Genomic DNA, 22,488 nt, shown 5'->3' on the forward strand with positions numbered 1-22,488 from the left:
TCCGGTGTCTCAGACGACGCCGTCGGCGCGCAGAGCCGCGATCTCGTCGGGCGTGCGGCCGAGCTCGGTGAGGATCGCGTCGGTGTGCTCGCCGACCGCCGGCACCGGGTCCATCCGGGCGGGGACGCCCACCAGGTCGGCCGGCGGCAGCAGGGCGCGGACGCTCGCGCCGCCCGGTACCTCCACCGCGCCCCAGCGGCCGCGGGCGGCCAGCACCGGGTGCTCCAGGAAGGCCGGGACGTCGTTGACGCCCGCGCAGGCGATGCCGATGTCCTCCAGCTCCTTGAGGATCTCCTCGGCGGCGGAGCGGGCGCAGCGCTCGGCCACGACGGCGTTGACCTCGTCGCGGTGCGCGACACGGGCCGAACTGGTGGCGAACCGCGGGTCGTCGGTCAGTTCGGGCCGCCCGAGGAACCGGGCGCACAGCGCGGCCCACTCGCGTTCGTTCTGGATGGACAGCAGCACCTGCCGGCCGTCGGCGGCCGGGAACGCGCCGTACGGGGCGAGCGTCGGGTGCTGGGTGCCCAGCCGCTCGGGCTGGGTGCCGCCGTGCTCCGTGTAGTAGGCGGGCTGTCCCATCCACTCCGCCAGCGCCTCGAAGAGGGACACCTCGACCGGATGGGCCCCGCCCGTGGTGGCGCGGGTGAACAGGGCGGTGAGGATGCCGCTGTACGCGTACATGCCGGCCGCGATGTCGGCCACGGAGATCCCGACGCGGGCCGTGCTCCCGGCGTCCCCGGTCAGCGACACAAGACCGGTCTGGCACTGCACCAGCAGGTCGTACGACTTGCGGTCGGCCCACGGTCCGGAGGTGCCGTAGCCGGAGATCGTGCACGGGATGAGACGGGGCCGGTGCTCGGTGAGCGCTGCCGTGCCGAGGCCGAGCCGGTCGGCGGCACCCGGCGCGAGGTTCTGCACGAAGACGTCGGCGCCGTCCAGCAGCCCGTGCAGGATCTCCCGGCCGCGCGGCGACTTCAGGTCCAGCGTGAGGGATTCCTTGGAGCGGTTCAGCCAGACGAAATAGCTGGACAGTCCGTGCACCGTCGTGTCGTACCGGCGGGCGAAGTCCCCTTCCCCGGGCCGCTCCACCTTGATCACCCGCGCCCCGAGATCGGCGAGCTGCCGGGTGGCGTAGGGCGCGGCGACGGCCTGTTCGAGGCTGACGACGGTGATGCCGGCGAGAGGGAGGCGCGGGGTGCTCATGACGCCATGTGTACGGCCCCGCCGAAGATCGCGTCAATGGCGGGCCGGCGGGGGGAGCAGGTCAGACGGGTGCGTGCAGGGACTCGACGGCCCGGACGAGGGGGCGAGTTCGGGGTTGCGGGCGGCTTCGTCGAGGGCTTCTCGGAGGGCCTTGTCGTTGGTGGGGCGGGCTTCGGCGAGGAGGGTGAGTCCGGCGTCGGTGACGTCGGTGTAGATGCCGCGTCGGTCGGTGGGGCAGAGGTAGCGGGAAAGCAGGCCGCGGTCCTCGAGGCGGGTGACGAGGCGGGTGGTGGCGCTCTGGCTGAGGACGACGGCGTCGGCGACCTGTTTCATCTGCAGGTGGCCGCCTTCGCCGTTGTGCTGGCGGCTGAGGACGTCGAGGAGGGAGTACTCGCGGACGCTGAGGTCGTGGTTGTTCTGCAGGGCGCGTTCGATGTGGGCCTCGATCCTGCCGTGCAGCAGGGAGAGGACGCACCACCCCTGGGCGAGGGCGGTGAGTGCGGGATCCGTCGCTGTCATGGCCCCGATTCCTCCGTACGCGGTGAGTGCTTCCAGGATAGGACATCAGCGCGATTTCCCGCTGATGCGGCTATAGCGCGTACGCAAGCACCGGGCATTCCCGTGCCCGTGCCCGGGCCCATGTTCGTGACCTTGACCTGGAGCGGACTCCAGCGCCTAGCGTCGTCCGGGCCGGGCCACCGGGTCCGGCGGACGGAGGAGTGACATGCGGGTCGGTCTGCACATCAGCCGCTTCGACCACCCCGGCGGGGCTCCCGCCCTCGGCGCCGAACTCGCCGCCGTGGGCGCCGCCGCCGAGGCGGGCGGGCTGAGCTGGCTCTCGGTGATGGACCACTGGTTCCAGATGGAGTTCAACGACCGCGCCGAGGACCCCATGCTCGAGGCGTACACGACCCTCGGCCATCTCGCGGCCCACACCTCCACGGTGCGGCTCGGGGCGCTGGTGACGGGGGTGACGTACCGTCCTCCGGGCCTGCTGGCCAAGATCGTGACCTCGCTCGACGTGCTGTCCGGCGGCCGGGCCACGCTGGGCATCGGCGCGGCCTGGTACGAGCGGGAGCACGTGGGCCTCGGCGTGCCGTTCCCGCCGCTCGCCGAGCGGTTCGAGCGGCTGGAGGAGACGCTGCGGATCTGTCTGCGGATGTGGGACCCGCAGGCCGACGGCCCCTTCGAGGGCCGGCACTACCGGCTGGCCGAGACCCTGAACGTCCCGGCGCCCCTCTCGGCGCCCCGCCCCGAGATCATGATCGGCGGGGGCGGCGAGAAGAAGACGCTGCGGCTGGTCGCCCGGTACGCCGACGCGTGCAACCTCTTCGCCACCGAGCCCGAGCAGGTCGCGCACAAGCTCGACGTGCTGCGCGGTCACTGCGACGCCGAGGGGCGTGACTACGACGCGATCCGCAGGACGGTCCTCTACGGCGGGGAGGCCGCCGAGCGCGGCGATCTCGACGCCTTCACCCGGGAGGCGGAGGCGTACGCGACGCTCGGGATCGACACGGTCATCCTCTCGCCGGGCACGGGACGGCCGGCGGCGTTCGCCGAGGACTTCGCCGCTCCCGCCGCGGCCCGGCTGGCGGAGCTGGGCTGACACGGGAATGCCGAAGGGGCCGGAGCGTTCGGCTCCGGCCCCTCTCGGCGGACGGTCGTCAGGTGGACGGTCGTCAGGCGGCGATCTTCTCGCCGGCGTGACCGTGGATGTGCGCGATGACCTCGGCCAGCTGCGCGGCGACCTCGGCGTCGTCGGCCGGGTGCGTCTCGGCGAAGCGGGTCACGGAGCCGGGGATGGACAGCTTGACGTCCTCCAGCACCTTGCCGCCGGCGATGCCCACGGCCTTGCGGGCCTCGTCCTGCGCCCAGACACCGCCGTACTGGCCGAACGCGGTGCCGATCACGGCCACCGGCTTTCCGCCGAAGGCGCCGGCGCCGTACGGGCGGGACAGCCAGTCGATGGCGTTCTTCAGGACGGCCGGGATGGTGCCGTTGTATTCGGGGGAGAAGAGCAGGAAGCCGTCGGCGGACTGGGCGGCCTCACGCAGCTTGGCGGCCGCGGCGGGGACGCCGCCCTCGACGTCGATGTCCTCGTTGTAGAAGGGGATGTCGGCCAGGCCCTCGTACAGCACGACCTCAGCGCCCTCGGGAGCGAGCTTGACGGCCGCCTCGGCCAGCTGACGGTTGTGCGAACCGGCGCGAAGGCTGCCGACGAGCGCGAGGATGCGAACAGACATGCGAACTCCAAGGATGCTGAAACACTGCCGAAACGATCCGGACCGGGGTCCGTTTAACTTCTAGCATCCTAAGCGGACTGCGGTCCAGTTTCATTCCCGATGCCTTACGCTGGCTTCATGTCCGCCGCTCTGCCGCCCTTCCCGCAGCCGGAGGAATCCCTCGGCGCACCCCCGCTGCTCGACGTGGGCACCGCTCCCGACGAGCCGTGCCTGCGCGCGGACGCGGCCCGCAACCGCGCCCGGCTGCTCGAGGCCGCCTCCCGGCTGATCGCCGAGCACGGCGCGGCCGGCGTCACCATGGAGGCCGTCGCCACGGCGGCCGGTGTGGGCAAAGGCACGGTCTTCCGCCGCTTCGGCGACCGCACCGGCCTGCTGACCGCGCTGCTCGACCACTCCGCGCGCACCCTCCAGGCGGACTTCATGGGCGGCCCGCCCCCGCTGGGCCCCGGCGCACCCCCGGTCGAGCGGCTGCGCGCCTTCGGCCTCGCGGTGCTCTACCGCTCCGCGGAGCAGCTGGACCTGCAGCTCGCGGCCCAGCCCGACCCCGCCCGGCGCTTCGCCCACCCCTCCCAGCAGGCCCTGCAGGCCCACGTCACGATGCTGCTGCGGCAGATCCAGCCCGGCGCCGACTGCGACCTGCTCGCGCACACGCTCCTGTCCTTCCTCGACCCCGCCCTGATCAGCCATCTGACCCGGCAGCGCGGTATGCCCCTGGAGCGGCTGGAGAAGGGCTGGCTCGACCTCGTGGCCCGGGTCACCGGCACCGAGTCCTGACGCGGCCGTGCGGATTCCGTGAGGGACCGCCAAGATCGTGCCGACGACCTGATGCCCCGACGGCTGCCGCCGCCTAGGCTGAGCACGGTCAACCTCGAACTGCCGTCCGGCCGTGGACGCGCGGAGCCGGCCGACCCGCGGTGACCCCGGCGCACCGCGGCTTCGGCCGATCCGCGCGCGGGCGCACGGCGTCGACGTCAGGGAGGCGTGCATGCGCACGACGGTCGGCATCATCGGCGGTGGTCCCGCCGGGCTGCTCCTCGCCCGGCTGCTGCACCGGGCCGGGATCGACTGCGTGGTGCTGGAGAGCCGTTCACGGGAGTACGTCGAGCGCCGCCAGCGCGCCGGGATGCTGGAGCAGGGCACCGTCGACGCACTGCACGAGGCCGGTGCCGGCGAGCGGCTGGACGCCGAGGGCCTGGTCCACCACGGCATCGAACTGCGTTTCGACCGCGAACGCCACCGAGTGGACTTCCCTTCCCTGACCGGCGGCCGCACGGTCACGATCTACGCGCAGACCGAGATCGTGAAGGACCTCGTCGCGCTCCAACTGGCCGAAGGGCCGCCGCTGTTGTTCGGCGCGGAGGCGCTGGCCGTGGAGAAGCCGGAGAGCGCCTCCCCGGTCGTACGGTTCCGGCACGAGGGCCGTGAACGCACGCTTACCTGCGACTGGGTGGCCGGCTGCGACGGCTTCCACGGCATCTCCCGGGATGTGCCGCCGGTCGGCGCCGGGCGGTCGTACGCGCGCTCCTACCCGTACGCCTGGCTCGGGGTGCTGGCCGAAGTGGCGCCGTCCTGCGAGGAGTTGATCTATGCACGCAGTGAACGGGGCTTCGCGCTGCACAGCATGCGCTCACCGTCGGTCTCGCGGCTCTACCTCCAGGTGCCGGAGGGCACCGACGTCCGAGACTGGCCCGACGACCGGATCTGGGACGAACTGGCCGCCCGCTTCGCCGTCGACGGCGACTGGACGCTCCAGCGCGGCCCCGTCACGGCCAAGTCGGTCACGCCGATGCGGGCGTTCGTGCACGAGCCCATGCGGCACGGCAGGCTCCTGCTGGCCGGGGACGCCGCCCATATCGTCCCGCCCACCGGCGCCAAGGGACTCAACCTCGCCGTCTCCGACGTCCGGGTCCTGGCCCGCGGACTCGAAGAGCTGCACCGCACGGGAGACTCCCGGATCCTCGACCACTACAGCGAGTTGTGCCTCCGGCGCGTGTGGCAGGCCGTCCGGTTCTCGGACGACATGACCAGGATGCTGCACACCCGGGCCGACGAGGACGCCTTCGACCACCGGACGCAGCTCGCACGGCTGCGCCGGATCACCGGATCCCGTGACGCGGCCGCCGAACTCGCCGCGAACTACACGGGACTTCCGCTGCCCCTGTGACCGCCCCCGCCCCCTGCGACCGCACCAGCCCCTTGTGACCGCCCCCCGAACCCGCCGGTGATCGAACGGAGAGTCGCCATGCCGCTGCTCGACCCCGCAACCTGGCAGCCCCGCCCCCTGTCGGGTGGCGAGCACACCGTGACCGAACCCGCCACCGGCGACACCCTCGCCACCGTCACCCTGGCCGGTGCGGACGACGTCGCCGACGCCGCACGGGCCGCCCACGGCGCCCAGCGCGCATGGGCCCGCCTGCCGCACTTCGCACGGGCCGCGGTCCTGCGCAAGGCGGGCGACCTGTTCGCGGCCCACGCCGACGAACTGCGCACCTGGCTCGTCCGCGAGTCCGGTTCCATCCCGGGCAAGGCCGACTTCGAACTGCACGTCGCCGCCCAGGAGTGCTACGAGGCCGCCGCCCTAGCCTCCCGCCCCGCCGGACAGGTCCTGCCCACCGAGGCGCCCCGCCTGTCGTACACGCCCCGGGTCCCGGTCGGGGTCGTCGGGGTGATCGCGCCGTTCAACGCGCCGCTCATCCTGTCCATCCGGTCCGTCGCGCCCGCGCTGGCCCTCGGCAACGGTGTCGTCCTCAAGCCGGACCCGCGTACGGCCGTGTGCGGCGGTCTGGCCCTGGCGGCCGTCTTCGCCGAGGCCGGGCTGCCCGAGGACGTGCTGCACGTGCTGCCGGGCGGCGCCGAGGTCGGGCAGGCGCTGGTCGCCGACCCGCATGTCCCCGTCGTCTCCTTCACCGGGTCCACGGGGGCGGGCCGGGCCGTCGGCGAGGCCGCCGGACGGCATCTCAAGCGCGCCCATCTGGAACTGGGCGGCAACTCCGCCCTGGTCGTGCTGGAGGACGCCGACCTCGACGCGGTGATCTCCACGGCCGCCTGGGGATCGTTCTTCCATCAGGGCCAGATCTGTATGACGACCGGCCGGCACCTGGTACACCGGTCGCTGTACGAGGAGTACGTCGAACGCCTCGCCGCCAAGGCCGACTCGCTCGCCGTCGGTGACCCGCACCGCGACCAGGTCCACCTCGGCCCGCTCATCGACGACGGGCAGCTCGACAAGGTCCGCTCGCTGGTCGACGCCAGCGCCTCGCAGGGCGCCAAGCTGGCCGCGGGCGGCACGCACGAGCGGCTGTTCTACCGCCCGACCGTCCTGGCGGGCGTCGACGACGACACCCCGGCATACGCCGAGGAGGTCTTCGGGCCGGTCGCGCCGGTGCGTTCCTTCGCCGACGCCGAGGAGGCCGCCGCCCTGGCCGCCGCGAGCCCGTACGGACTCTCGCTGGGCATCGTCACCCGCGACGCCGCCCGGGGCCTCGACCTGGCCGAGCGCATCCCGACCGGGATCGTGCACATCAACGACCAGACGGTGAACGACGAGGCCGTCGCCCCGTTCGGCGGGGTCGCCGCGTCCGGGACCGGCGCCCGCTTCGGCGGCGACGCCAATCTGGAGGCGTTCACCGACGTGCGCTGGACGACGGTGCGCGGCGATGTGGCGGGCTACCCGTTCTGATCGGGCGGTCCTTTCGATGGGTCCGGTCCGGCCGGATCGATGGGTCCGGTCCGGTCGGGCGCCGGCCCGCGGGTTTCCGTTCCCGGAACCCGCGCGGCGCCCCGGACCGGCCCTCACCGCCCCGTCACTCGCCGTTCTGCCCGGCCTGCTCCTGCTGGGCGGCGACGGCCTTGCGGACCTCGTCCATGTCGAGCTTGCGGGCCTGCCCGATGACGTCGGCCAGCGCGGCCTCCGGCAGGGCACCCGGCTGGGCGAACACGGCGACCCGGTCCCGCACGATCATCAGCGTCGGGATCGACTGGATCCCGAAGGCCTGCGCCAGCTCCGGCTGGGCCTCGGTGTCGACCTTGCCGAACACCAGGTCGGGGTTCTCCTCGGCCGCCTTCTCGTAGACGGGGGCGAACTGACGGCACGGACCGCACCAGGACGCCCAGAAGTCGATCAGGACGAAGTCGTTGTCCGTGACCGTCTGGTCGAAGTTCTCCTTGGTGAGCTCCATGGTGCTGCTCATGGCGTATCCCTCTTCCTGGGTGTCCGGGCGAAGCGTGGGCGACAACACGGCCGCAGGGCCGTGTATTCCGCGCGCGTACCCCTGTGGCCAGTCGGCACACCACCCGTAAGACTGACCCCATGACGGAAACGGATTCCATCGCGTACGACGTCGTGGTGCTCGGAGCCGGGCCGGTGGGGGAGGTCGTCGCCGACCGCACCCGCGCCGCCGGTCTGACCACCGCGGTCGTGGAGAGCGAACTGGTCGGAGGCGAGTGCTCCTACTGGGCCTGCATGCCCAGCAAGGCGCTGCTGCGGCCGGTCATCGCCCAGTCCGACGCCCGGCACCTGCCCGGCCTCGCCGAGGCCGTCCAGGGCCCCCTCGACACCGCCCGGGTGCTCGCCCGGCGCAACGAGGTCACCAAGGACTGGCACGACGACGGGCAGGTCGGCTGGCTCGACGGCATCGGCGCCGACCTCTACCGCGGCCACGGGCGCCTCGCCGGTGACCGCACGGTCGAGGTGACCGGCCCCGACGGCACCCGGAAGGTGCTCACCGCGCGGCACGCCGTGGCCGTGTGCACCGGCAGCCGGGCCGTCGTGCCCGACCTGCCGGGACTCGACCAGGTCAAGCCGTGGACCAGCCGCGAAGCCACCAGCGCCCAGGCCGCGCCCGGCCGGCTCGTCGTGGTCGGCGGGGGAGTGGTCGCCGCCGAGATGGCCACCGCCTGGCAGGCCCTCGGCTCCCGCGTCACCGTCCTCGTACGCGGCAAGGGCCTGCTGAACCGCATGGAGCCCTTCGTCGGCGAGATGGTCGCGAAGTCCCTCACCGAGGCCGGTGCGGACGTCCGCACCGGGACGTTCGTGACGTCGGTGACCCGGGAGGACGGCACGGTCGTCGTCGTCACCGACCAGGGCGAGCGCATCGAGGCCGACGAGATCCTCTTCGCGACCGGGCGCGCCCCGCGCAGCGACGACATCGGCCTGGAGACGGTCGGTCTGGAGCCGGGCTCGTGGCTGGCGACGGACGACAGCCTGCGCGTCCGGGGCAGCGAGTGGCTGTACGCCGTCGGCGACATCAACCACCGCGTCCTCCTCACCCACCAGGGCAAGTACCAGGCCCGGATCGCCGGCGCGGCCATCGCCGCCCGCGCCTCCGGCACGGCGGAGCTGGACACCGGGTCCTGGGGCGCGCACGCCGCCACCGCCGACCAGGGCGCCGTCCCGCAGGTCGTCTTCACCGACCCCGAGGCCGCCGCGGTGGGCCTGTCCCTGGCCGAGGCCGAGCAGGCCGGACACCGGGTGCGGGCCGTCGACTACGACATCTCCTGGACCGCCGGCGCCTATCTCTACGGCGAGGACTACCGCGGGCAGGCCCGGATGGTCGTCGACCTGGAACGCGAGATCCTGCTCGGCGTGACGTTCGTCGGCCCGGGCGTCAGCGAGCTGATCCACTCGGCGACCGTCGCGGTCGTCGGCCAGGTGCCGATCAGCAGGCTGTGGCACGCGGTCCCGTCGTACCCGACGATCAGCGAGGTGTGGCTGCGGCTGCTGGAGACGTACCGGGACAGCTGATGCGGTCGGCGGGGTCGGGCGAGGCGGTCAGGGCCGGGTCCGGCCACCCGGTCCGGGCGGGCCCGGCATCGCGGTCAGCCGGGCTGGGTGGGTCCGGCTACGCGGTCAGTCGGGCAGGCCGAAGCCGAGGGCCCGTGCCGCCTGGATCGGGGCGGGCTCGGCCCAGAGCTCGGCCATCGCCTGGTTGGAGGCGAGCGAACGCGTCTCCGCCCGGTCCAGGTAGAGCACCCCGTCGAGGTGGTCCGTCTCGTGCTGCACGATCCGGGCGGGCCACCCCGTGAACACCTCGTCGACAGCCTGCCCGTGCTCGTCCTCGCCGCGCAGCCGCACCTCGGCGTGCCGGGCGACGACCGCCTGGTACCCCGGCACGCTCAGACAGCCCTCGTAGAACGCCGCCCGCGCCGGCCCGGTCGCCTCGTACGACGGGTTGACCAGCACCCGGAACGGCTGCGGGACGCGCCCCCGCGTCACGCGCACCTCGTCCGGGACCGGCGCCGGGTCCTCGATCACCGCGATCCGCAACCCCACCCCCACCTGTGGCGCGGCGAGCCCGACGCCGGGAGCCGCGTGCATCGTGAGCCGCAGAGCCTCCACGAAGCGGGCCAGCAGCGCGGGGCCCAACTGCCCCTCGTACGGCGCGGCCGGGCGCCGCAGCACCGGATCGCCGGCCGCCACGACGGGCAGCGGGCCCCCGGCGGAGAGAAGCCGCTCGATCTGCTCGGCGAGGGACGCGTGCTCGTTCGGAGGTGCCATCGCCCCAGCATGCCACGCGCCCCGCGCACCCCCTGAACTCCACTGTGCCGCAGGTCACTTGACGTGCCGGGAACTCCGGGGCTCGCCGGTCCGACTACCGGACCGCCAGAGCAACGACCGTCCACCCCCCGGAGTTCCACCCATGTCCACCGCCCCCACGACCGCCCCCGCCCCCGGGCCCGACGCCACGGATCCCCCGGCCCCGTCCCGCCGCGGCTGGACACTCCTGCGCCCGCTCGTCCTGCGACTGCACTTCTACGCCGGTGTGCTCGTCGCCCCGTTCCTCCTCGTCGCCGCGGCGACCGGATTCCTGTACGCGGGCGCGTTCCAGGCCGAGAGACTGCTGTACGCCCACGAGATGTACGTCCCCGCCGGCGGGACGAAGCTGCCGGTGTCGCAGCAGGTCGCCGCCGCCCGCGAGGCCCACCCCGAGGGCGCCGTCGCGGCCATACGGCCCTCACCGGCCGACGACGAATCGACCCGGGTGATGCTCTCGGGGGTCGACGGTGTCGACGCCGACCACACGCTGGCCGTGTTCGTCGACCCGTACACCGCCGAAGTACGCGGCGCTCTGGAGCAGTACGGCTCCACCGGCGCCCTCCCGCTGCGCACCTGGATCGACGAGTTCCACCGCGACCTGCACCTCGGTGAGCCGGGCCGGCTCTACAGCGAACTCGCCGCGAGCTGGCTGTGGGTGATCGCGGCCGGGGGACTGGTGCTGTGGTTCTCCCGCCGCCGCGCCCTGCGCAAGGTGCGCGGCACCGGCGGGCGCCGGCGCACCCTCGGCCTGCACGGCACGGTCGGCGTCTGGGCGGCCCTCGGATTCTTCTTCCTGTCGGCGACCGGCCTGACCTGGTCGACGTACACCGGCGCCCACATCGACGACCTGCGCACCGCCCTGAGGCAGGCCACCCCGTCCGTCTCGGCGTCGGCGGGCGGCGACCACGGCGGCCATGGCGGCACCGCGGGCACCGGCGGCGGCGAGGGCCAGGGCGTCGGCCTCGACAAGGTCCTGGCGGCCGCCCGCTCCGAGGGCCTGTCCGACCCGGTGGAGATCGTGCCGCCCGCCGACGCCTCGTCCGCCTATGTGGTCCGGCAGGTGCAGCGCAGCTGGCCGACGAAACAGGACGCGGTGGCGGTCGACCCGGCGTCCGGCGAGGTCACGGACGTCCTGCGGTTCGACGACCACCCGGTGCTCGCCAAGCTGACCCGCTGGGGCATCGACCTGCACACGGGCGTGCTGTTCGGGCTGGTCAACCAGATCGCCCTGATGGCGCTGACGCTCGCACTGATCCTGCTGATCGTGTGGGGCTACCGCATGTGGTGGCAGCGCGGCCGGGGCTCGTCGTTCGGCCGTCCGATCCCGCGCGGCGCCTGGCGCCAGGTGCCCCCGCGCATCCTCGTCCCCCTGGCCGCGCTGGTCGCGGCGCTCGGCTACGTCGTCCCGCTGCTCGGCATCCCACTGGCGGCGTTCGTCGCGGTGGACGCCGTACTGGGCGAGATCGCGTACCGGCGGGGAAGTGCCCAGGAGGCGTAGCGAGAAGAGGGGCCCGGCCTCCGTAGGTACGGAGTCCGGGCCCCTGCCGGCGGCTTTGGCCGCCGCCGGTCTCAGACCTGCTCGAAGTCGCCCGCCAGGGCCGAGGCCAGGCGCATGTGCGGCTCGGCCTCCTCGTGCCGCCCCTGGCGCTGGAGCGTACGGCCCAGCATCAGCCGGGCGTACTGCTCGACCGGGTCGCGCTCCACGATGACGCGCAACTCGTCCTCGGCGCGGCGCAGTTGGGCCGAGTGGTAGTAGGCACGGGCCAGCAGCAGCCGCGGTCCCGTCTGCTCCGGCACCTCCTCGACCAGGCTGCCGAGGACCCGCGCTGCGCTCGCGTAGTCCTTGGCGTCGAAGAACATCCGCGCCCGCTCCCAGCGCTCGGTCGGTGTTCCGTGGTCGTAGTACGTCGTCTCCACTCTGACCTCCTTCGAGCGCGTCAACCGGCCTGAGTGGTTGAATATTCCACTAACCGTTGGCGGCGTCCTGGGTCAGGGCCGCGAGCTCCCGGTTCGCCCGCTCGGTGATGAGGGTCAGCACCCGACCCGCGACGGCCAGGTCCTCCTCGGGCAGGTCCGCGTAGACGCGGGCGGTGATGGGTGCGGTCTCGGCGGACGTCGCGGCCTGCAGCTCGCGCCCGGCGTCCGTGACGCGCACGGCGGTCGGCCCGTCGGCGGCCAGCAGGCCGGCGCTGACCAGCCCGTCGACGACGGAACGGGCCTCCGCGGGCTCGCACTTGAGCGAACCGACCACCTCGCCGACGAGCCGGTCGCGCTCCACCGGCCCACCGGCGGCAGCGGCCGCGCGCAGGGTGACGGACTGCTGGAACGTGGCGCCGTGGCGGGCCAGAACCTGCTCCAGGAGAGCGCGGCTCGCGTAGTGGGCGAGGGCTATGACACGGGGGTCGAGACGGGGAGGGGTGGAGGTGGTCATGACTGCTCCTTGTCGTGCCGGCTGTCGTTCTCGCCGTCCAGGGCCGACGGATCGAGAGGCGCGTCGAGCAGGGCCGCCAGGATGTGGCTGAACTCCCGCGTGGTGTCGCTGTCGAGCCCGCCGAGCGGGGCGAGGAGCTGCTCATGCAGCGCCCGCACGACCTCGATCGCCTTCCGGGTCCGCTCCACGCCCTGCTCGGTCAGCGTGAGCTGGACCGCGCGGGGGTCACGGGCGTCGCGGGTGCGTTCGACGAGGCCGGCGCTCTCCAGGGAACGCGCCAGCTTGGAGACGTACAGCGGCTCCAGCCCGGTGTGGTCGGCCAGCCGCCGCTGACTGGGGCGCTCGCCCTCACGCCGCATCCCGTACAGCGAGGCGACGACGGCGTACTGGGCGTGGGTGAGCCCCAACGGGGTCACGGCCCGGTCGACGGCGACCCGGAACTTCGTCGACAGCCGCCACACGAGGAAGCCGGGGGTGGCGTTCATGGAACGGGAACCCTTGCTCATGGCAGATACAGTACATGGCTACTATATCCATGGCTACTATTTTCGGGAGAAGCCCCCTGGAGCAACCCGGAGCGGCCCGGAGCCCCCCGGAGCAACCCCCGCCACGCACCGCCGCTCGGCAAGACAGCCCGTACGACGGACTGACGGAGCGCCCCCGACGGGGTTAGTTTGGGCGCCATGAGCAATCTTGATCGCGAGGCGGTGCCCTCGGTCTGCGGCGGCCGCGGTTTCGTCGTCGCGGAGCCCGTCCGCGAACTCCTCAGCCCCCGGCGGGTACGGCTCGGAGAGTCCACCGAGGTCCGCCGCCTGCTGCCCAACCTGGGCCGGCGGATGGTCGGCGCCTGGTGCTTCGTCGACCACTACGGCCCCGACGACATCGCCGACGAGCCCGGGATGCAGGTGCCCCCGCATCCGCACATGGGTCTGCAGACGGTGAGCTGGCTGCACGAGGGCGAGGTGCTGCACCGCGACTCCACGGGCAGCCTTCAGACGATTCGACCGCGCGAGCTGGGCCTGATGACGTCCGGCAGGGCGATCAGCCACTCGGAGGAGAGCCCGCGCTCGCACGCCCGCTTTCTGCACGGCGCCCAGCTCTGGGTCGCCCTGCCGGACGGCCATCGCCACACCGACCCGCACTTCGAGCACCACGCCGACCTGCCGGTCGTCACGGCGCCGGGTCTGCGGGCCACGCTGATCCTGGGCGACCTCGACGGCGCACGATCACCCGGCACGGCGTACACCCCGATCGTGGGCGCCGACCTGGCGCTGAGCCGGGGTGCCGACGTACGCCTGCCGCTGGAGCCGGACTTCGAGTACGCCGTGCTGTCCATGTCCGGCGAGGCCCATGTGGACGGCGTGCCGGTGCTGCCGGGCTCGATGCTGTACCTCGGCTGCGGCCGCACCGAACTCCCGCTGCGCGCCGAGTCGGACGCGGCGCTGATGCTCCTCGGCGGCGAGCCGTTCGAGGAGGAACTCATCATGTTCTGGAACTGGATCGGCCGCACCCAGGAGGAGATCGAACAGGCCCGCCGCGACTGGATGGAAGGCACCCGCTTCGGCGAGGTGAAGGGCTACGACGGAGACCCGCTCCCGGCCCCGAACCTGCCGGCGACGCCGCTGAAACCGCGGGGACGCGTGCGCTGACCGCGGCGTGAGTCTCGCTGCCGTACCGGACAGTCTGCCGAGAGGAAAGCGGCTCCAGGCCGGCGTCGAAACCGTGGGCGATCAGGGGATACTCGCGATATTCGAATTACCGTGCGGAGCGGTCGATCGGCTCCGGGTGTTCCAGGTGGGAGGCCAGGACCGCCGCCTGGACGCGGCGTTGGACGCCGAGCTTGGCCAGGAGGCGGGAGATGTGGTTCTTGACCGTCTTCTCCGAGAGGTAGAGCTTCTTGCCGATCTCGCGGTTGGTCAGGCCGTCGCCGATCAGGGCCAGGATGTCCCGCTCCCGGGGGGACAGGCCCTCGAGCTCCGGCGGGACGGACGGGGTCTCCACCGGGTCGGCGCGCAGCGAGCTCATCAGACGGGCCGTCGTCGCCGGGTCCAGCATGGACTGCCCGGAGGCGACCGTGCGGACCGCGGAGACCAGGTCGGAACCCCTGATCTGCTTGAGGACATAGCCCGAGGCGCCCGCCATGATGGCGTCGAGCAGGGCCTCCTCGTCGTCGAACGACGTCAGCATCAGGCACGCCAGCTCCGGCATCCGACTGCGCAGCTCCCGGCAGACCGTGATGCCGTCGCCGTCCGGGAGCCGGACGTCCAGCACCGCCACATGCGGGCGCAGCGCCGGGCCCCGGACGAGCGCGTGTTCGACGGTGTCCGCGTCGCCGACCACCGAGATGTCCGGCTCGGCCTCGAGCAGATCCGTCAGGCCCCGTCGTACGACCTCATGATCGTCCAGGAGGAACACGCGGATCGGGTTCTGCTCCGTGAACGTTCCTGACTCGGTCATGACGCTTCCTTGATCCGACGGCACCCGGCGGCGGTCGGCACGACCGCTCTCCAACCGATCATCGCTCGCCGGGGCCGGATGCACCAGGGCCGACCGGCCCCGTCGGACACCACCCCCGGTCGCCGGTCAGACGGCGGTCCCGGCGCCGTAGGGGGCGTACAGGTCCAGCAGCCGCGAGCGCGCGCAGCGCAGGCGGTGGGCGAGGACGTCGCCGACCCACTGGGACACCGCCTGGCCGAGCGCCGGGTCCTCCCGGCACAGCGACCGTACGGCCCCGGCGTCGAACTCGTACGCCCGCACCGGTGTCGTCGCCTCCGCGCCCAGGTGCCAGACATGCGGGGAGAACAGCCAGGACCAGCCGAGGAGTTCGTTGTGCCGCAGGCTCTCGATGACGACCGGGCGGCGGCCCGGCACCCGCATGTCCAGCTCGACGGTGCCGGTGCGGATGATCCAGAACCGGTCGGCCCGTGCGCCCTCCTCGAAGATCCGCGCGCCCTGCGGGAAGGAGACCTCGCGGGCGAGGAGCATGAGTCGTTGCCGCTGCTCCGCGTCCAGGGCGCGCGTCATGCTGGGAGCAGGGGTGGTGATCATGGCGTGCCTCCCGACGACGACCAGGGACTTTCCCCACTGCCAGCGTCCGCCCGCCGCCACCGGGGGCGCCAGGGCCGTTGGGCCCCATCCCGCCGGCCGTCCGGCTCCCGTCGCTCCCGATGGAGGGGAACACGCCGATTGGGCGCCGCGGAAGGGCCGTTGGGCCCTGAAGCGCGGACCTTCGGCATCCGGCGGCGGCGCCCGGGACCCGTCAGGGTGAGGCAGGGCGGACGGCACCGGGCCCGCGCTCGCTCACCACAGGCCCCACCCGTCCGCCCCGGCCCCTCGCCGTGCCGACCGGGGGGAGAGGAGGTGCGGTGGGCCCGGCGCTGCCCACCGCACCGCCCGGCACGGTCCGGTTCCGGCTGCCGACGGTGGTCCGGACCGCCCGCGAGGACCGGGGGAGCGGCGCCCGGCTCAGGATTCGACCGTTGCCCGGACCGCCCGCGGGGCCCGGTGCCCGGTTCAGGAGGGGAGACATGACACGCACCGTCACGCTCTGTGTCACCGTCGGCTGCGACGGCTCCCGCGCGAGCCGCGCGGCGGCCGAGTGGGCGGCCCGCGAGGCCCGCATGCTCGGGCTGCCCCTGCACCTGCTCCACGTCCGGGGGTCGGACCACCCCACCCGCACCGCCTGGCCATGTGACACCGCCGGCGCCCTCGCGGCCCGTCACCCGGGCCTCGCCATCCGCGCCGAGCAGTTCGCCGGGCAGCCCGCCGACGTGCTGGCCGACCTGGCGCGGGACGCCGCCCTGCTCGTCCTGGGCTCGCGCGCGCCCGGCCGGGTCGGGGGCTTCCTCGCCGGCTCGGTCGCCCACGCCGTCCTGGCCCGCACCGAACGGCCCGTCGTCCTCGTCCGGGAGGGCACCGGTCACCACGACGACACGGAGAGCCGTACGCCCGTCGTCCTCGGTCTCGACCTCGCTCACCCGGACGCGCGGCTCATCGGCTTCGCCTTCTCCGCGGCCGCCCGGCGCGGCACCACCCTGCGGATCGTGCACGACGGGGATCACCGCCCCGAGGGCGAACCGCCCTCGGCCGGCCCCCGCCCCCGCACCCTGCGCCGGGCCCTCGCGCCCGGCGAGATCCTGCGGCCCTGGCGCGAGAAGCTGCCGGAGGTACCGGTCGCGGAGGAGGACCTGTGCGGCACACCCGGCGCCCATCTCGTCGACCTCTCCCGCGAGGCGTCCCTCGTCGTCATCGGCCGCCAGGTCCGCGACGGGTTCGGAGCCCGCCTCGGGCCGGTCGCCCACGCCGTCCTGCACCGGGCCACCGCCCCCGTCGCCGTGGTCCCCCACGTCTGACCATCCCGTACCTGAGGAGCGCACCACCATGAACCGACCGCTGCCCGTCGTCGTCGGTGTCGACGGCTCCGAGGCCGCCCTGCGTGCCGTCGACCGGGCCGCGGACGAGGCCGCGTCGCGCGGGGCGCCGCTACGGCTGGTGTACGCCTCCCGGTGGGGCCGGTACGAGGGCGCCGCCCTCGCCGGTGACCTGGAGGGGCCGCCCGAGCGGGTGGACGCCGTCGAGATCGTGGACAGCGCCGCCCACCGCGCCCGCGCCCGGCACCCCGGGGTACCGCTCGCCATGGTCACCGTCGCCGAGGAACCCGAGTACGTGCTGGTCCGCGAGAGCCGTACCGCCGCCCTGCTGGTGACCGGCAGCCGCGGGCGCGGCGGCATCGCCGAGGCGCTGCTGGGCTCGGTGAGTCTGACGGTCGCCGCCCACACGCACTGCCCGATGATCGTCGTCCGCCCCGAGCACGCCGACCGGGTCCGCCCGTACGGCCGTGTGGTCGTCGGTGTCGGCGACGGATCGGCGACCTCGGCCGCCGTGCGCTTCGCCGCCGAGGAGGCCCGCCCGCGGGGCGCGGTCCTGGAGGCCGTACGGGCCTGGCGGCAGCCCGCGCGCGAGACCCCGGACCCCTCGCCGGCCGTAGGGGACCACCCGCATGCGCATGAGCTGCGGGCCACCGAGGTACTGGACAAGGCGCTGTGCGACGTCCCGGCCGGTGTCGTCGCCCGGCGCCGCGCGGCCGAGGGGCACACCCGGACCGTCCTCGCGGACGCCTCGTACGCGGCCGACCTCCTGGTCGTCGGCGCCGAGCGGCGGCACCGGCCGTTCGGGCCGCACATCGGCCGGGTGGCGCACGGCGTGCTGCACCGATCGGCCTGCCCGGTCGCCGTCGTCCCCGGGCCGGAGTGAAATGCGAGGACAGGCGCACCCGTGCCAGGACAGGCGCACCCGCGAGACAGCACCCCCACAGACCGCCCACGACCACCGCACCGCGAGCCGAACCGACGACCACGGAGACCTCTCATGTCCCAGGTGGACCCTCACCGCTCCACGGCACTCTCCGACGACGAACTGCGCACGCTGGACGCGCACTGGCGGGCCGCCAACTATCTGGCCGCCGGGCAGATCTACCTGATGGCGAACCCGCTGCTCACCGAGCCGCTGCGCCCCGAGCACATCAAGCCGCGCCTCCTCGGGCACTGGGGCACGTCACCCGGCCTCAACCTCGTCTACACCCACCTCAACCGGGTGATCTCCGCCCGCGGCCTCGACACCCTGTGCGTCTGGGGGCCGGGGCACGGCGGGCCGTCGGTGCTCGCCGGCTCCTGGCTCGACGGCAGCTACGCCGAGCACTACCCGGACGTCTCCCGGGACGCGCCCGGCATGGAGCGCCTGTTCCGGCAGTTCTCGTTCCCCGGCGGGGTGCCGAGCCATGTGGCGCCGGAGGTGCCCGGGTCCATCCACGAGGGCGGTGAGCTCGGCTACTCGCTGGCGCACGCGTACGGCGCCGCCTTCGACAACCCGGACCTGCTGGTCGCCTGTGTCATCGGCGACGGCGAGGCGGAGACCGGGCCGCTCGCCGCCTCCTGGCACTCCAACAAGTTCCTCGACCCGGTCCACGACGGCGCCGTCCTGCCGATCCTGCACCTCAACGGCTACAAGATCGCCAACCCGACCGTGCTGTCCCGGCTGCCCCAGGCCGAACTCGACGAACTGCTGCGGGGCTACGGCCACGAGCCGATCCATGTCGGCGGTGACGACCCCGCCGCCGTCCACCGGGACATGGCGCGCGCCCTCGACACCGCGCTCGACCGGATCGCCCTGATGCAGCGCTCGGCCCGCGAGGACGGCGTCGCCGAGCGCGTCCGCTGGCCCGTGATCGTGCTCCGCACCCCGAAGGGCTGGACCGGTCCCCGTGAGGTCGACGGGCTGCCGGTGGAGGGCACCTGGCGTTCCCACCAGGTCCCGCTCGCCGGCGTCCGGGACAACCCCGAGCACCTGCGGCAGCTGGAGGCGTGGCTGCGCTCCTACCGGCCCGAGGAGCTGTTCGACGCCGACGGGCGGCCCGTCGCCGACGTGCTCGCCTGTGTGCCCGAGGGCTCCCGGCGCCTGGGCGCCACCCCGTACGCCAACGGCGGCCTCCTCCTGCACGAGCTGCCGATCTCGTCCCTGGACGACGTCGCCGTGCCCGTCGACAAGCCCGGCGCGACCCTGCACGAGCCGACCCGCGTCCTCGGCGACCTGCTGGAGCGGGTCATGCGCGACACCCGGGCCCGCCGGAACTTCCGGGTCATCGGCCCCGACGAGACCGCTTCCAACCGCCTCGACGCCGTCTTCGACGCCAGCGGCAAGGCGTGGCAGGCCGCCATCCTGCCCGTCGACGAGCATCTGGAACGGCACGGCCGGGTCATGGAGGTGCTGTCCGAACACCTCTGCCAGGGCTGGCTGGAGGGCTATCTGCTGACCGGCCGGCACGGGCTGTTCTCCTGCTACGAGGCGTTCGTGCACATCGTCGACTCGATGGTCAACCAGCACATCAAGTGGCTGCGGACGTCCCGCCGGCTGCCGTGGCGGGCCCCCGTGGCCTCCCTCAACTACCTGCTCACCTCGCATGTGTGGCGGCAGGACCACAACGGCTTCTCCCACCAGGACCCCGGCTTCGTCGACCACGTCCTCAACAAGAGCCCCGAGGTGGTGCGGGTCTATCTGCCGCCGGACGCCAACACCCTGCTGTCCGTCGCGGACCACGCCCTGCGCAGCCGCGACTACGTCAACGTCGTCGTGGCCGGCAAGCAGCCCTGCTACGACTGGCTCTCCATGGACGACGCCCGCACCCACTGCGCGCGCGGGGCCGGCATCTGGGAGTGGGCCGGCACCGAGAACGGCGGCGAACCGGACGTCGTCCTCGCCTGCGCCGGCGACGTGCCCACCCAGGAGGTGCTGGCCGCGGCCCAGCTGCTGCGCCGCCATCTGCCGCAGCTCGCCGTCCGCGTCGTCAACGTCGTCGACATGACGCGGCTGCTGCCGCACGAGGAGCACCCGCACGGCATGCCCGACTTCGAGTTCGACGGACTGTTCACCCGGGACAAGCCGGTGATCTTCGCCTACCACGGCTATCCCTGGCTGATCCACCGGCTCACCTACCGCCGTACCGGCCACCCCCACCTGCATGTCCGCGGCTACAAGGAGTCGGGTACCACCACCACGCCGTTCGACATGGTGGTGCGCAACGACCTGGACCGCTACCGCCTCGTCATGGACGTCGTCGACCGGGTCCCCGGCCTCGCGGTACGGGCCGCCGCCGTACGGCAGGCCATGGCGGACGCCCGGACCCGGCACCACGCCTGGATCCGCGAGCACGGCACCGATCTGCCCGAGGTGGCCGACTGGTCCTGGAACGCCTGAGCAGGCGGTGCGGGGCCGGTGACATCGACGGCCACCGGCCCCATCCCCGCGCAGGCGCTCAGCGCACGGCGTCCCGCGCGTCGGCGCCCGAGCCCACGTCCACCACCGGCCGGGACGTCACGTCCGGCAGCCCGGCGGCGATCTCGAACGCCTCGTCCAGATCCACGAGGCGGAGCATGCCCCGGAAGCGGGCGCTGTCGCTGACCAGCCGGAGCCGGCCCGCGCGGGCGCTGACCCGGTTGCGCACCCGGCACAGGACACCCAGGCCGGCGCAGTCGATGAAGGTCACGCCGCGCAGGTCGAGGACCAGATCCGGGGACGGGCCCGACGTCAGGGCGTCCAGCCGCATCGTGAGCGGGGTCGCGGTACCGAGGTCGATCTCACCGCGCAGCGTCACGACGGTCGGCTCGTCGGGCTCGTCGGGGGAGCGCCCCGCGGTGGTGACGGCGAGTCCTGTGCGGTTCTCGGACATACAAGCGATGGAACCGCCTCGGGGCGGGTGGGCGACAGGGCCGAACGGCCCCACCGGGTGGGCCCCCGGTCCCGGAGTCCCGCAGGTCCGGGCGGGGCGGAGGGCCGGGCCGGGCGTGCCGTGCGACGGACCCGTCCGGCCCGTGCGGGCCTCGCCCATCCGGGTCAAGCTGGAGATGCGGGACGTCCGGCGCCCCCGGCTCGCGTCCCGCCATCGGACGAGTGGGGTGAGGAGTGCCATGAAGGGTTACGTGTTCCACGGCACCGGCAAGGCCGCCTGGGAGGAGATCCCGGATCCGGCCCTCAAGGAACCCACCGACGCGGTCGTCCGCGTCGGCGCCGTCACCATCTGCGGCACGGACCTGCACATCCTCAAGGGCGACGTCCCGGAGGTCCGCCCCGGCACGGTCCTCGGGCACGAGGCGGTCGGCGAGATCGTCGAGGTCGGCGGCGACGTACGGACGGTGCGCCCGGGGGACCGTGTGCTGGTGTCCTGCATCACCGCGTGCGGGCGCTGCGCGTCCTGCCGGCAGGCGGCGTACGGCCAGTGCCGGGGCGGCGGGGGCTGGATCCTCGGCCACCTGATCGACGGCACCCAGGCCGAGTACGTCCGGGTCCCGTTCGCGGACATGTCCGTGCACCCGCTTCCCGGTGGCCTGTCCGACCAGGCCGCCGTCCTGCTGGCCGACATCTTCCCGACGTCGTACGAGGTGGGCGTGCTCAACGGGCGGGTCCGGCCCGGCGACACCGTCGTCGTGGTCGGCGCGGGGCCCGTCGGACTCGCGGCCGTCGCCACGGCGAAGCTGTTCTCGCCGGAGCGGATCGTGGCCGTCGACCTGGCCCCGGCCCGGCTGGAGGCCGCCCGCGCGCTCGGCGCCGACGCGGTGGCCGACGCCCGGGAGACGCCGGAACAGCTGGTCGCCGACCTGACCGGCGGGCTCGGCGCGGACGTCGTCGTCGAGGCGGTCGGCACACCGGAGACCTTCGAGCTGTGCACCCGTATGGTCCGCCCCGGCGGGCACGTCGCCAACGTCGGCGTCCACGGGGCCCCCGCGACCCTGCACCTCGAGGACCTCTGGATCAAGAACATCACGATCACCACGGGCCTGGTCGACACCTACTCGACCCCGACCCTGCTGCGGATGACGGCCGCCGGCCGCCTGCCCACCGCCGAACTCGTCACCCACACCTTCCTGCTCGACGAGATGCAGGAGGCGTACGACGTGTTCGCGGGCGCCGCCGACACCGGGGCGCTGAAGGTGGTCCTCGGCGGCCCGCACCACGACGAGATCCTGCCGGTCGACGCCGCCTGAGGAAGCCGGGCGGGAAAAGCCTCAGACCCCGGCCGGGGCGTCGTGGCCGTCCGCCGTCAGCAGGATGCCGGTGACCAGGTCGGGGCGGATCCGGACCGCCTGGTCCATCGCATGGTCCAGCGCCTGATCCACCCACGGCCGCACCAGCCGTCGGCAGCGCGCCAGGTCCTCCGGGTCGGTCACCAGACGGGCGTAGCCGGTCACGACCACGCTCCAGCCGAGATGGGTGTGCGGGTCGATGGCGTCCGCCTCGTAGGCGACGACCACCCCGGGGTCCCCGGCGCGCTCGGTGCGGGAGGTGAGCGCGGCGCCGTCGTGGGTGCGGATGACGATGTCCCCGCCGTCCAGGACGTGGTTGACCGGGCGGACGGTGGGCAGCGCGTGCCGGGTGAACACGATCCGGCCCAGCGAGACGCTGCCCAGCAGTCGCAGCGCCTCCGCGCCGTCGAGCTCGATGCGGCGGCGCGGCCCCACGGGGGCCGGCCGGCTGTCGTCGTGAACCATCGCGGGCTTCCGTCGGAGTGAGTGGCGCGTCATGTCGTT

At 73.5% G+C, this 22,488-nt stretch carries 22 protein-coding genes and 1 pseudogene; 11 read left to right on the forward strand and 12 right to left on the reverse strand.

The genetic code is table 11. The features are described 5' to 3' along the window. Positions 1-9: 9 nt before the first annotated feature. Entirely contained in the window at positions 10-1,203 is a 1,194-nt protein-coding gene (locus DC008_RS30975) for a CaiB/BaiF CoA transferase family protein (RefSeq protein WP_108709809.1), read from the reverse strand. Between the two features lie 61 nt (positions 1,204-1,264). Continuing rightward, positions 1,265-1,722, reverse strand: a pseudogene (locus DC008_RS30980) (MarR family winged helix-turn-helix transcriptional regulator). A gap of 205 nt (positions 1,723-1,927) precedes the next feature. Here DC008_RS30980 and DC008_RS30985 point away from each other — a divergent pair. After that, a complete protein-coding gene (locus DC008_RS30985) occupies positions 1,928-2,809 on the forward strand; it encodes an LLM class F420-dependent oxidoreductase (RefSeq protein ID WP_108709811.1) in 882 nt (293 codons plus the stop codon). Between the two features lie 73 nt (positions 2,810-2,882). Here DC008_RS30985 and DC008_RS30990 read toward each other — a convergent pair whose 3' ends face one another. After that, positions 2,883-3,446: an NADPH-dependent FMN reductase gene (locus tag DC008_RS30990; RefSeq protein ID WP_108709812.1), complete on the reverse strand. Its 564-nt coding sequence runs from the start codon at positions 3,444-3,446 to the stop codon at positions 2,883-2,885. Between the two features lie 99 nt (positions 3,447-3,545). Between DC008_RS30990 and DC008_RS30995 the strand changes: the two genes are divergently transcribed. The 3 genes from DC008_RS30995 (at position 3,546) to DC008_RS31005 (ending at position 7,125) form a co-directional block, all read left to right on the forward strand. Beyond that, positions 3,546-4,220: a TetR/AcrR family transcriptional regulator gene (locus DC008_RS30995; protein ID WP_208646034.1), complete on the forward strand. Its 675-nt coding sequence runs from the start codon at positions 3,546-3,548 to the stop codon at positions 4,218-4,220. Positions 4,221-4,431: 211 nt separating this feature from the next. After that, on the forward strand, positions 4,432-5,610 hold the full coding sequence (locus tag DC008_RS31000; RefSeq protein WP_108709813.1) for a 4-hydroxybenzoate 3-monooxygenase: 1,179 nt from the start codon (positions 4,432-4,434) through the stop codon (positions 5,608-5,610). 78 nt (positions 5,611-5,688) lie between these two features. Further along, positions 5,689-7,125, forward strand: coding sequence for an aldehyde dehydrogenase family protein (locus DC008_RS31005; RefSeq protein WP_108709814.1), 1,437 nt, complete (start codon positions 5,689-5,691; stop codon positions 7,123-7,125). Between the two features lie 124 nt (positions 7,126-7,249). Here the strand turns inward: DC008_RS31005 and trxA are convergent, their stop codons facing one another. Then, positions 7,250-7,636, reverse strand: coding sequence for a thioredoxin (trxA, locus tag DC008_RS31010; protein WP_108709815.1), 387 nt, complete (start codon positions 7,634-7,636; stop codon positions 7,250-7,252). Positions 7,637-7,755: 119 nt separating this feature from the next. Here trxA and DC008_RS31015 point away from each other — a divergent pair, with 119 nt between their 5' ends. Beyond that, on the forward strand, positions 7,756-9,189 hold the full coding sequence (locus tag DC008_RS31015; protein WP_108709816.1) for a dihydrolipoyl dehydrogenase family protein: 1,434 nt from the start codon (positions 7,756-7,758) through the stop codon (positions 9,187-9,189). A 105-nt stretch (positions 9,190-9,294) separates the two neighbouring features. Here the strand turns inward: DC008_RS31015 and DC008_RS31020 are convergent, their stop codons facing one another. Next, a complete protein-coding gene (locus DC008_RS31020; RefSeq protein ID WP_108709817.1) occupies positions 9,295-9,942 on the reverse strand; it encodes a peptide deformylase in 648 nt (215 codons plus the stop codon). A 142-nt stretch (positions 9,943-10,084) separates the two neighbouring features. Here DC008_RS31020 and DC008_RS31025 point away from each other — a divergent pair, with 142 nt between their 5' ends. Continuing rightward, complete coding sequence (locus DC008_RS31025; protein WP_108709818.1) at positions 10,085-11,479, forward strand: PepSY-associated TM helix domain-containing protein; 1,395 nt, start codon at positions 10,085-10,087, stop codon at positions 11,477-11,479. Positions 11,480-11,550: 71 nt separating this feature from the next. Here the strand turns inward: DC008_RS31025 and DC008_RS31030 are convergent, their stop codons facing one another. Genes DC008_RS31030 through DC008_RS31040 form a run of 3 tightly spaced genes read right to left on the reverse strand, consistent with a single transcriptional unit; the run spans position 11,551 to position 12,918 of the window. After that, positions 11,551-11,898 carry a tetratricopeptide repeat protein gene (locus DC008_RS31030; protein WP_055618909.1) on the reverse strand — a complete coding sequence of 116 codons (348 nt, stop codon included), beginning with the start codon at positions 11,896-11,898 and terminating at the stop codon, positions 11,551-11,553. 49 nt (positions 11,899-11,947) lie between these two features. Then, on the reverse strand, positions 11,948-12,412 hold the full coding sequence (locus DC008_RS31035) for a winged helix DNA-binding protein (RefSeq protein WP_108709819.1): 465 nt from the start codon (positions 12,410-12,412) through the stop codon (positions 11,948-11,950). After that, the gene (locus tag DC008_RS31040) at positions 12,409-12,918 is read right to left on the reverse strand and encodes a MarR family winged helix-turn-helix transcriptional regulator (RefSeq protein ID WP_108709820.1); all 510 of its coding nucleotides are present in this window, start codon (positions 12,916-12,918) and stop codon (positions 12,409-12,411) included. Before DC008_RS31040 ends, DC008_RS31035 begins: the two co-directional genes overlap by 4 nt. A gap of 177 nt (positions 12,919-13,095) precedes the next feature. Between DC008_RS31040 and DC008_RS31045 the strand changes: the two genes are divergently transcribed. Further along, positions 13,096-14,061 carry a pirin family protein gene (locus DC008_RS31045; RefSeq protein WP_108709821.1) on the forward strand — a complete coding sequence of 322 codons (966 nt, stop codon included), beginning with the start codon at positions 13,096-13,098 and terminating at the stop codon, positions 14,059-14,061. 106 nt (positions 14,062-14,167) lie between these two features. On the opposite strand, the gene DC008_RS31050 is transcribed toward DC008_RS31045, so the two are convergent. Together DC008_RS31050 and DC008_RS31055 are read right to left on the reverse strand one after the other, a co-directional pair. Beyond that, a complete protein-coding gene (locus tag DC008_RS31050) occupies positions 14,168-14,869 on the reverse strand; it encodes a response regulator (RefSeq protein ID WP_108709822.1) in 702 nt (233 codons plus the stop codon). Between the two features lie 126 nt (positions 14,870-14,995). Further along, positions 14,996-15,460: a cyclic nucleotide-binding domain-containing protein gene (locus tag DC008_RS31055; protein WP_108709823.1), complete on the reverse strand. Its 465-nt coding sequence runs from the start codon at positions 15,458-15,460 to the stop codon at positions 14,996-14,998. A gap of 479 nt (positions 15,461-15,939) precedes the next feature. On the opposite strand from DC008_RS31055, the gene DC008_RS31060 reads away from it, so the two are divergent. The 3 genes from DC008_RS31060 (at position 15,940) to DC008_RS31070 (ending at position 20,161) form a co-directional block, all read left to right on the forward strand. Continuing rightward, positions 15,940-16,764, forward strand: coding sequence for a universal stress protein (locus tag DC008_RS31060; RefSeq protein ID WP_108709824.1), 825 nt, complete (start codon positions 15,940-15,942; stop codon positions 16,762-16,764). 28 nt (positions 16,765-16,792) lie between these two features. Beyond that, on the forward strand, positions 16,793-17,665 hold the full coding sequence (locus tag DC008_RS31065) for a universal stress protein (protein ID WP_108709825.1): 873 nt from the start codon (positions 16,793-16,795) through the stop codon (positions 17,663-17,665). Positions 17,666-17,779: 114 nt separating this feature from the next. Further along, positions 17,780-20,161: a phosphoketolase family protein gene (locus DC008_RS31070; protein WP_108709826.1), complete on the forward strand. Its 2,382-nt coding sequence runs from the start codon at positions 17,780-17,782 to the stop codon at positions 20,159-20,161. 58 nt (positions 20,162-20,219) lie between these two features. On the opposite strand, the gene DC008_RS31075 is transcribed toward DC008_RS31070, so the two are convergent. After that, a complete protein-coding gene (locus tag DC008_RS31075; RefSeq protein WP_108709827.1) occupies positions 20,220-20,633 on the reverse strand; it encodes an STAS domain-containing protein in 414 nt (137 codons plus the stop codon). A 238-nt stretch (positions 20,634-20,871) separates the two neighbouring features. Here DC008_RS31075 and DC008_RS31080 point away from each other — a divergent pair, with 238 nt between their 5' ends. After that, entirely contained in the window at positions 20,872-21,945 is a 1,074-nt protein-coding gene (locus DC008_RS31080) for an alcohol dehydrogenase catalytic domain-containing protein (RefSeq protein ID WP_108709828.1), read from the forward strand. A gap of 21 nt (positions 21,946-21,966) precedes the next feature. Here DC008_RS31080 and DC008_RS31085 read toward each other — a convergent pair whose 3' ends face one another. After that, positions 21,967-22,449 (reverse strand): pyridoxamine 5'-phosphate oxidase family protein, encoded by a 483-nt coding sequence (locus DC008_RS31085; protein WP_208646035.1) that lies wholly within the window; start codon positions 22,447-22,449, stop codon positions 21,967-21,969. Positions 22,450-22,488: the final 39 nt, after the last annotated feature.

This window comes from Streptomyces nigra, from assembly GCF_003074055.1.
GTDB classification, from domain to species: Bacteria; Actinomycetota; Actinomycetes; order Streptomycetales; family Streptomycetaceae; genus Streptomyces; species Streptomyces nigra.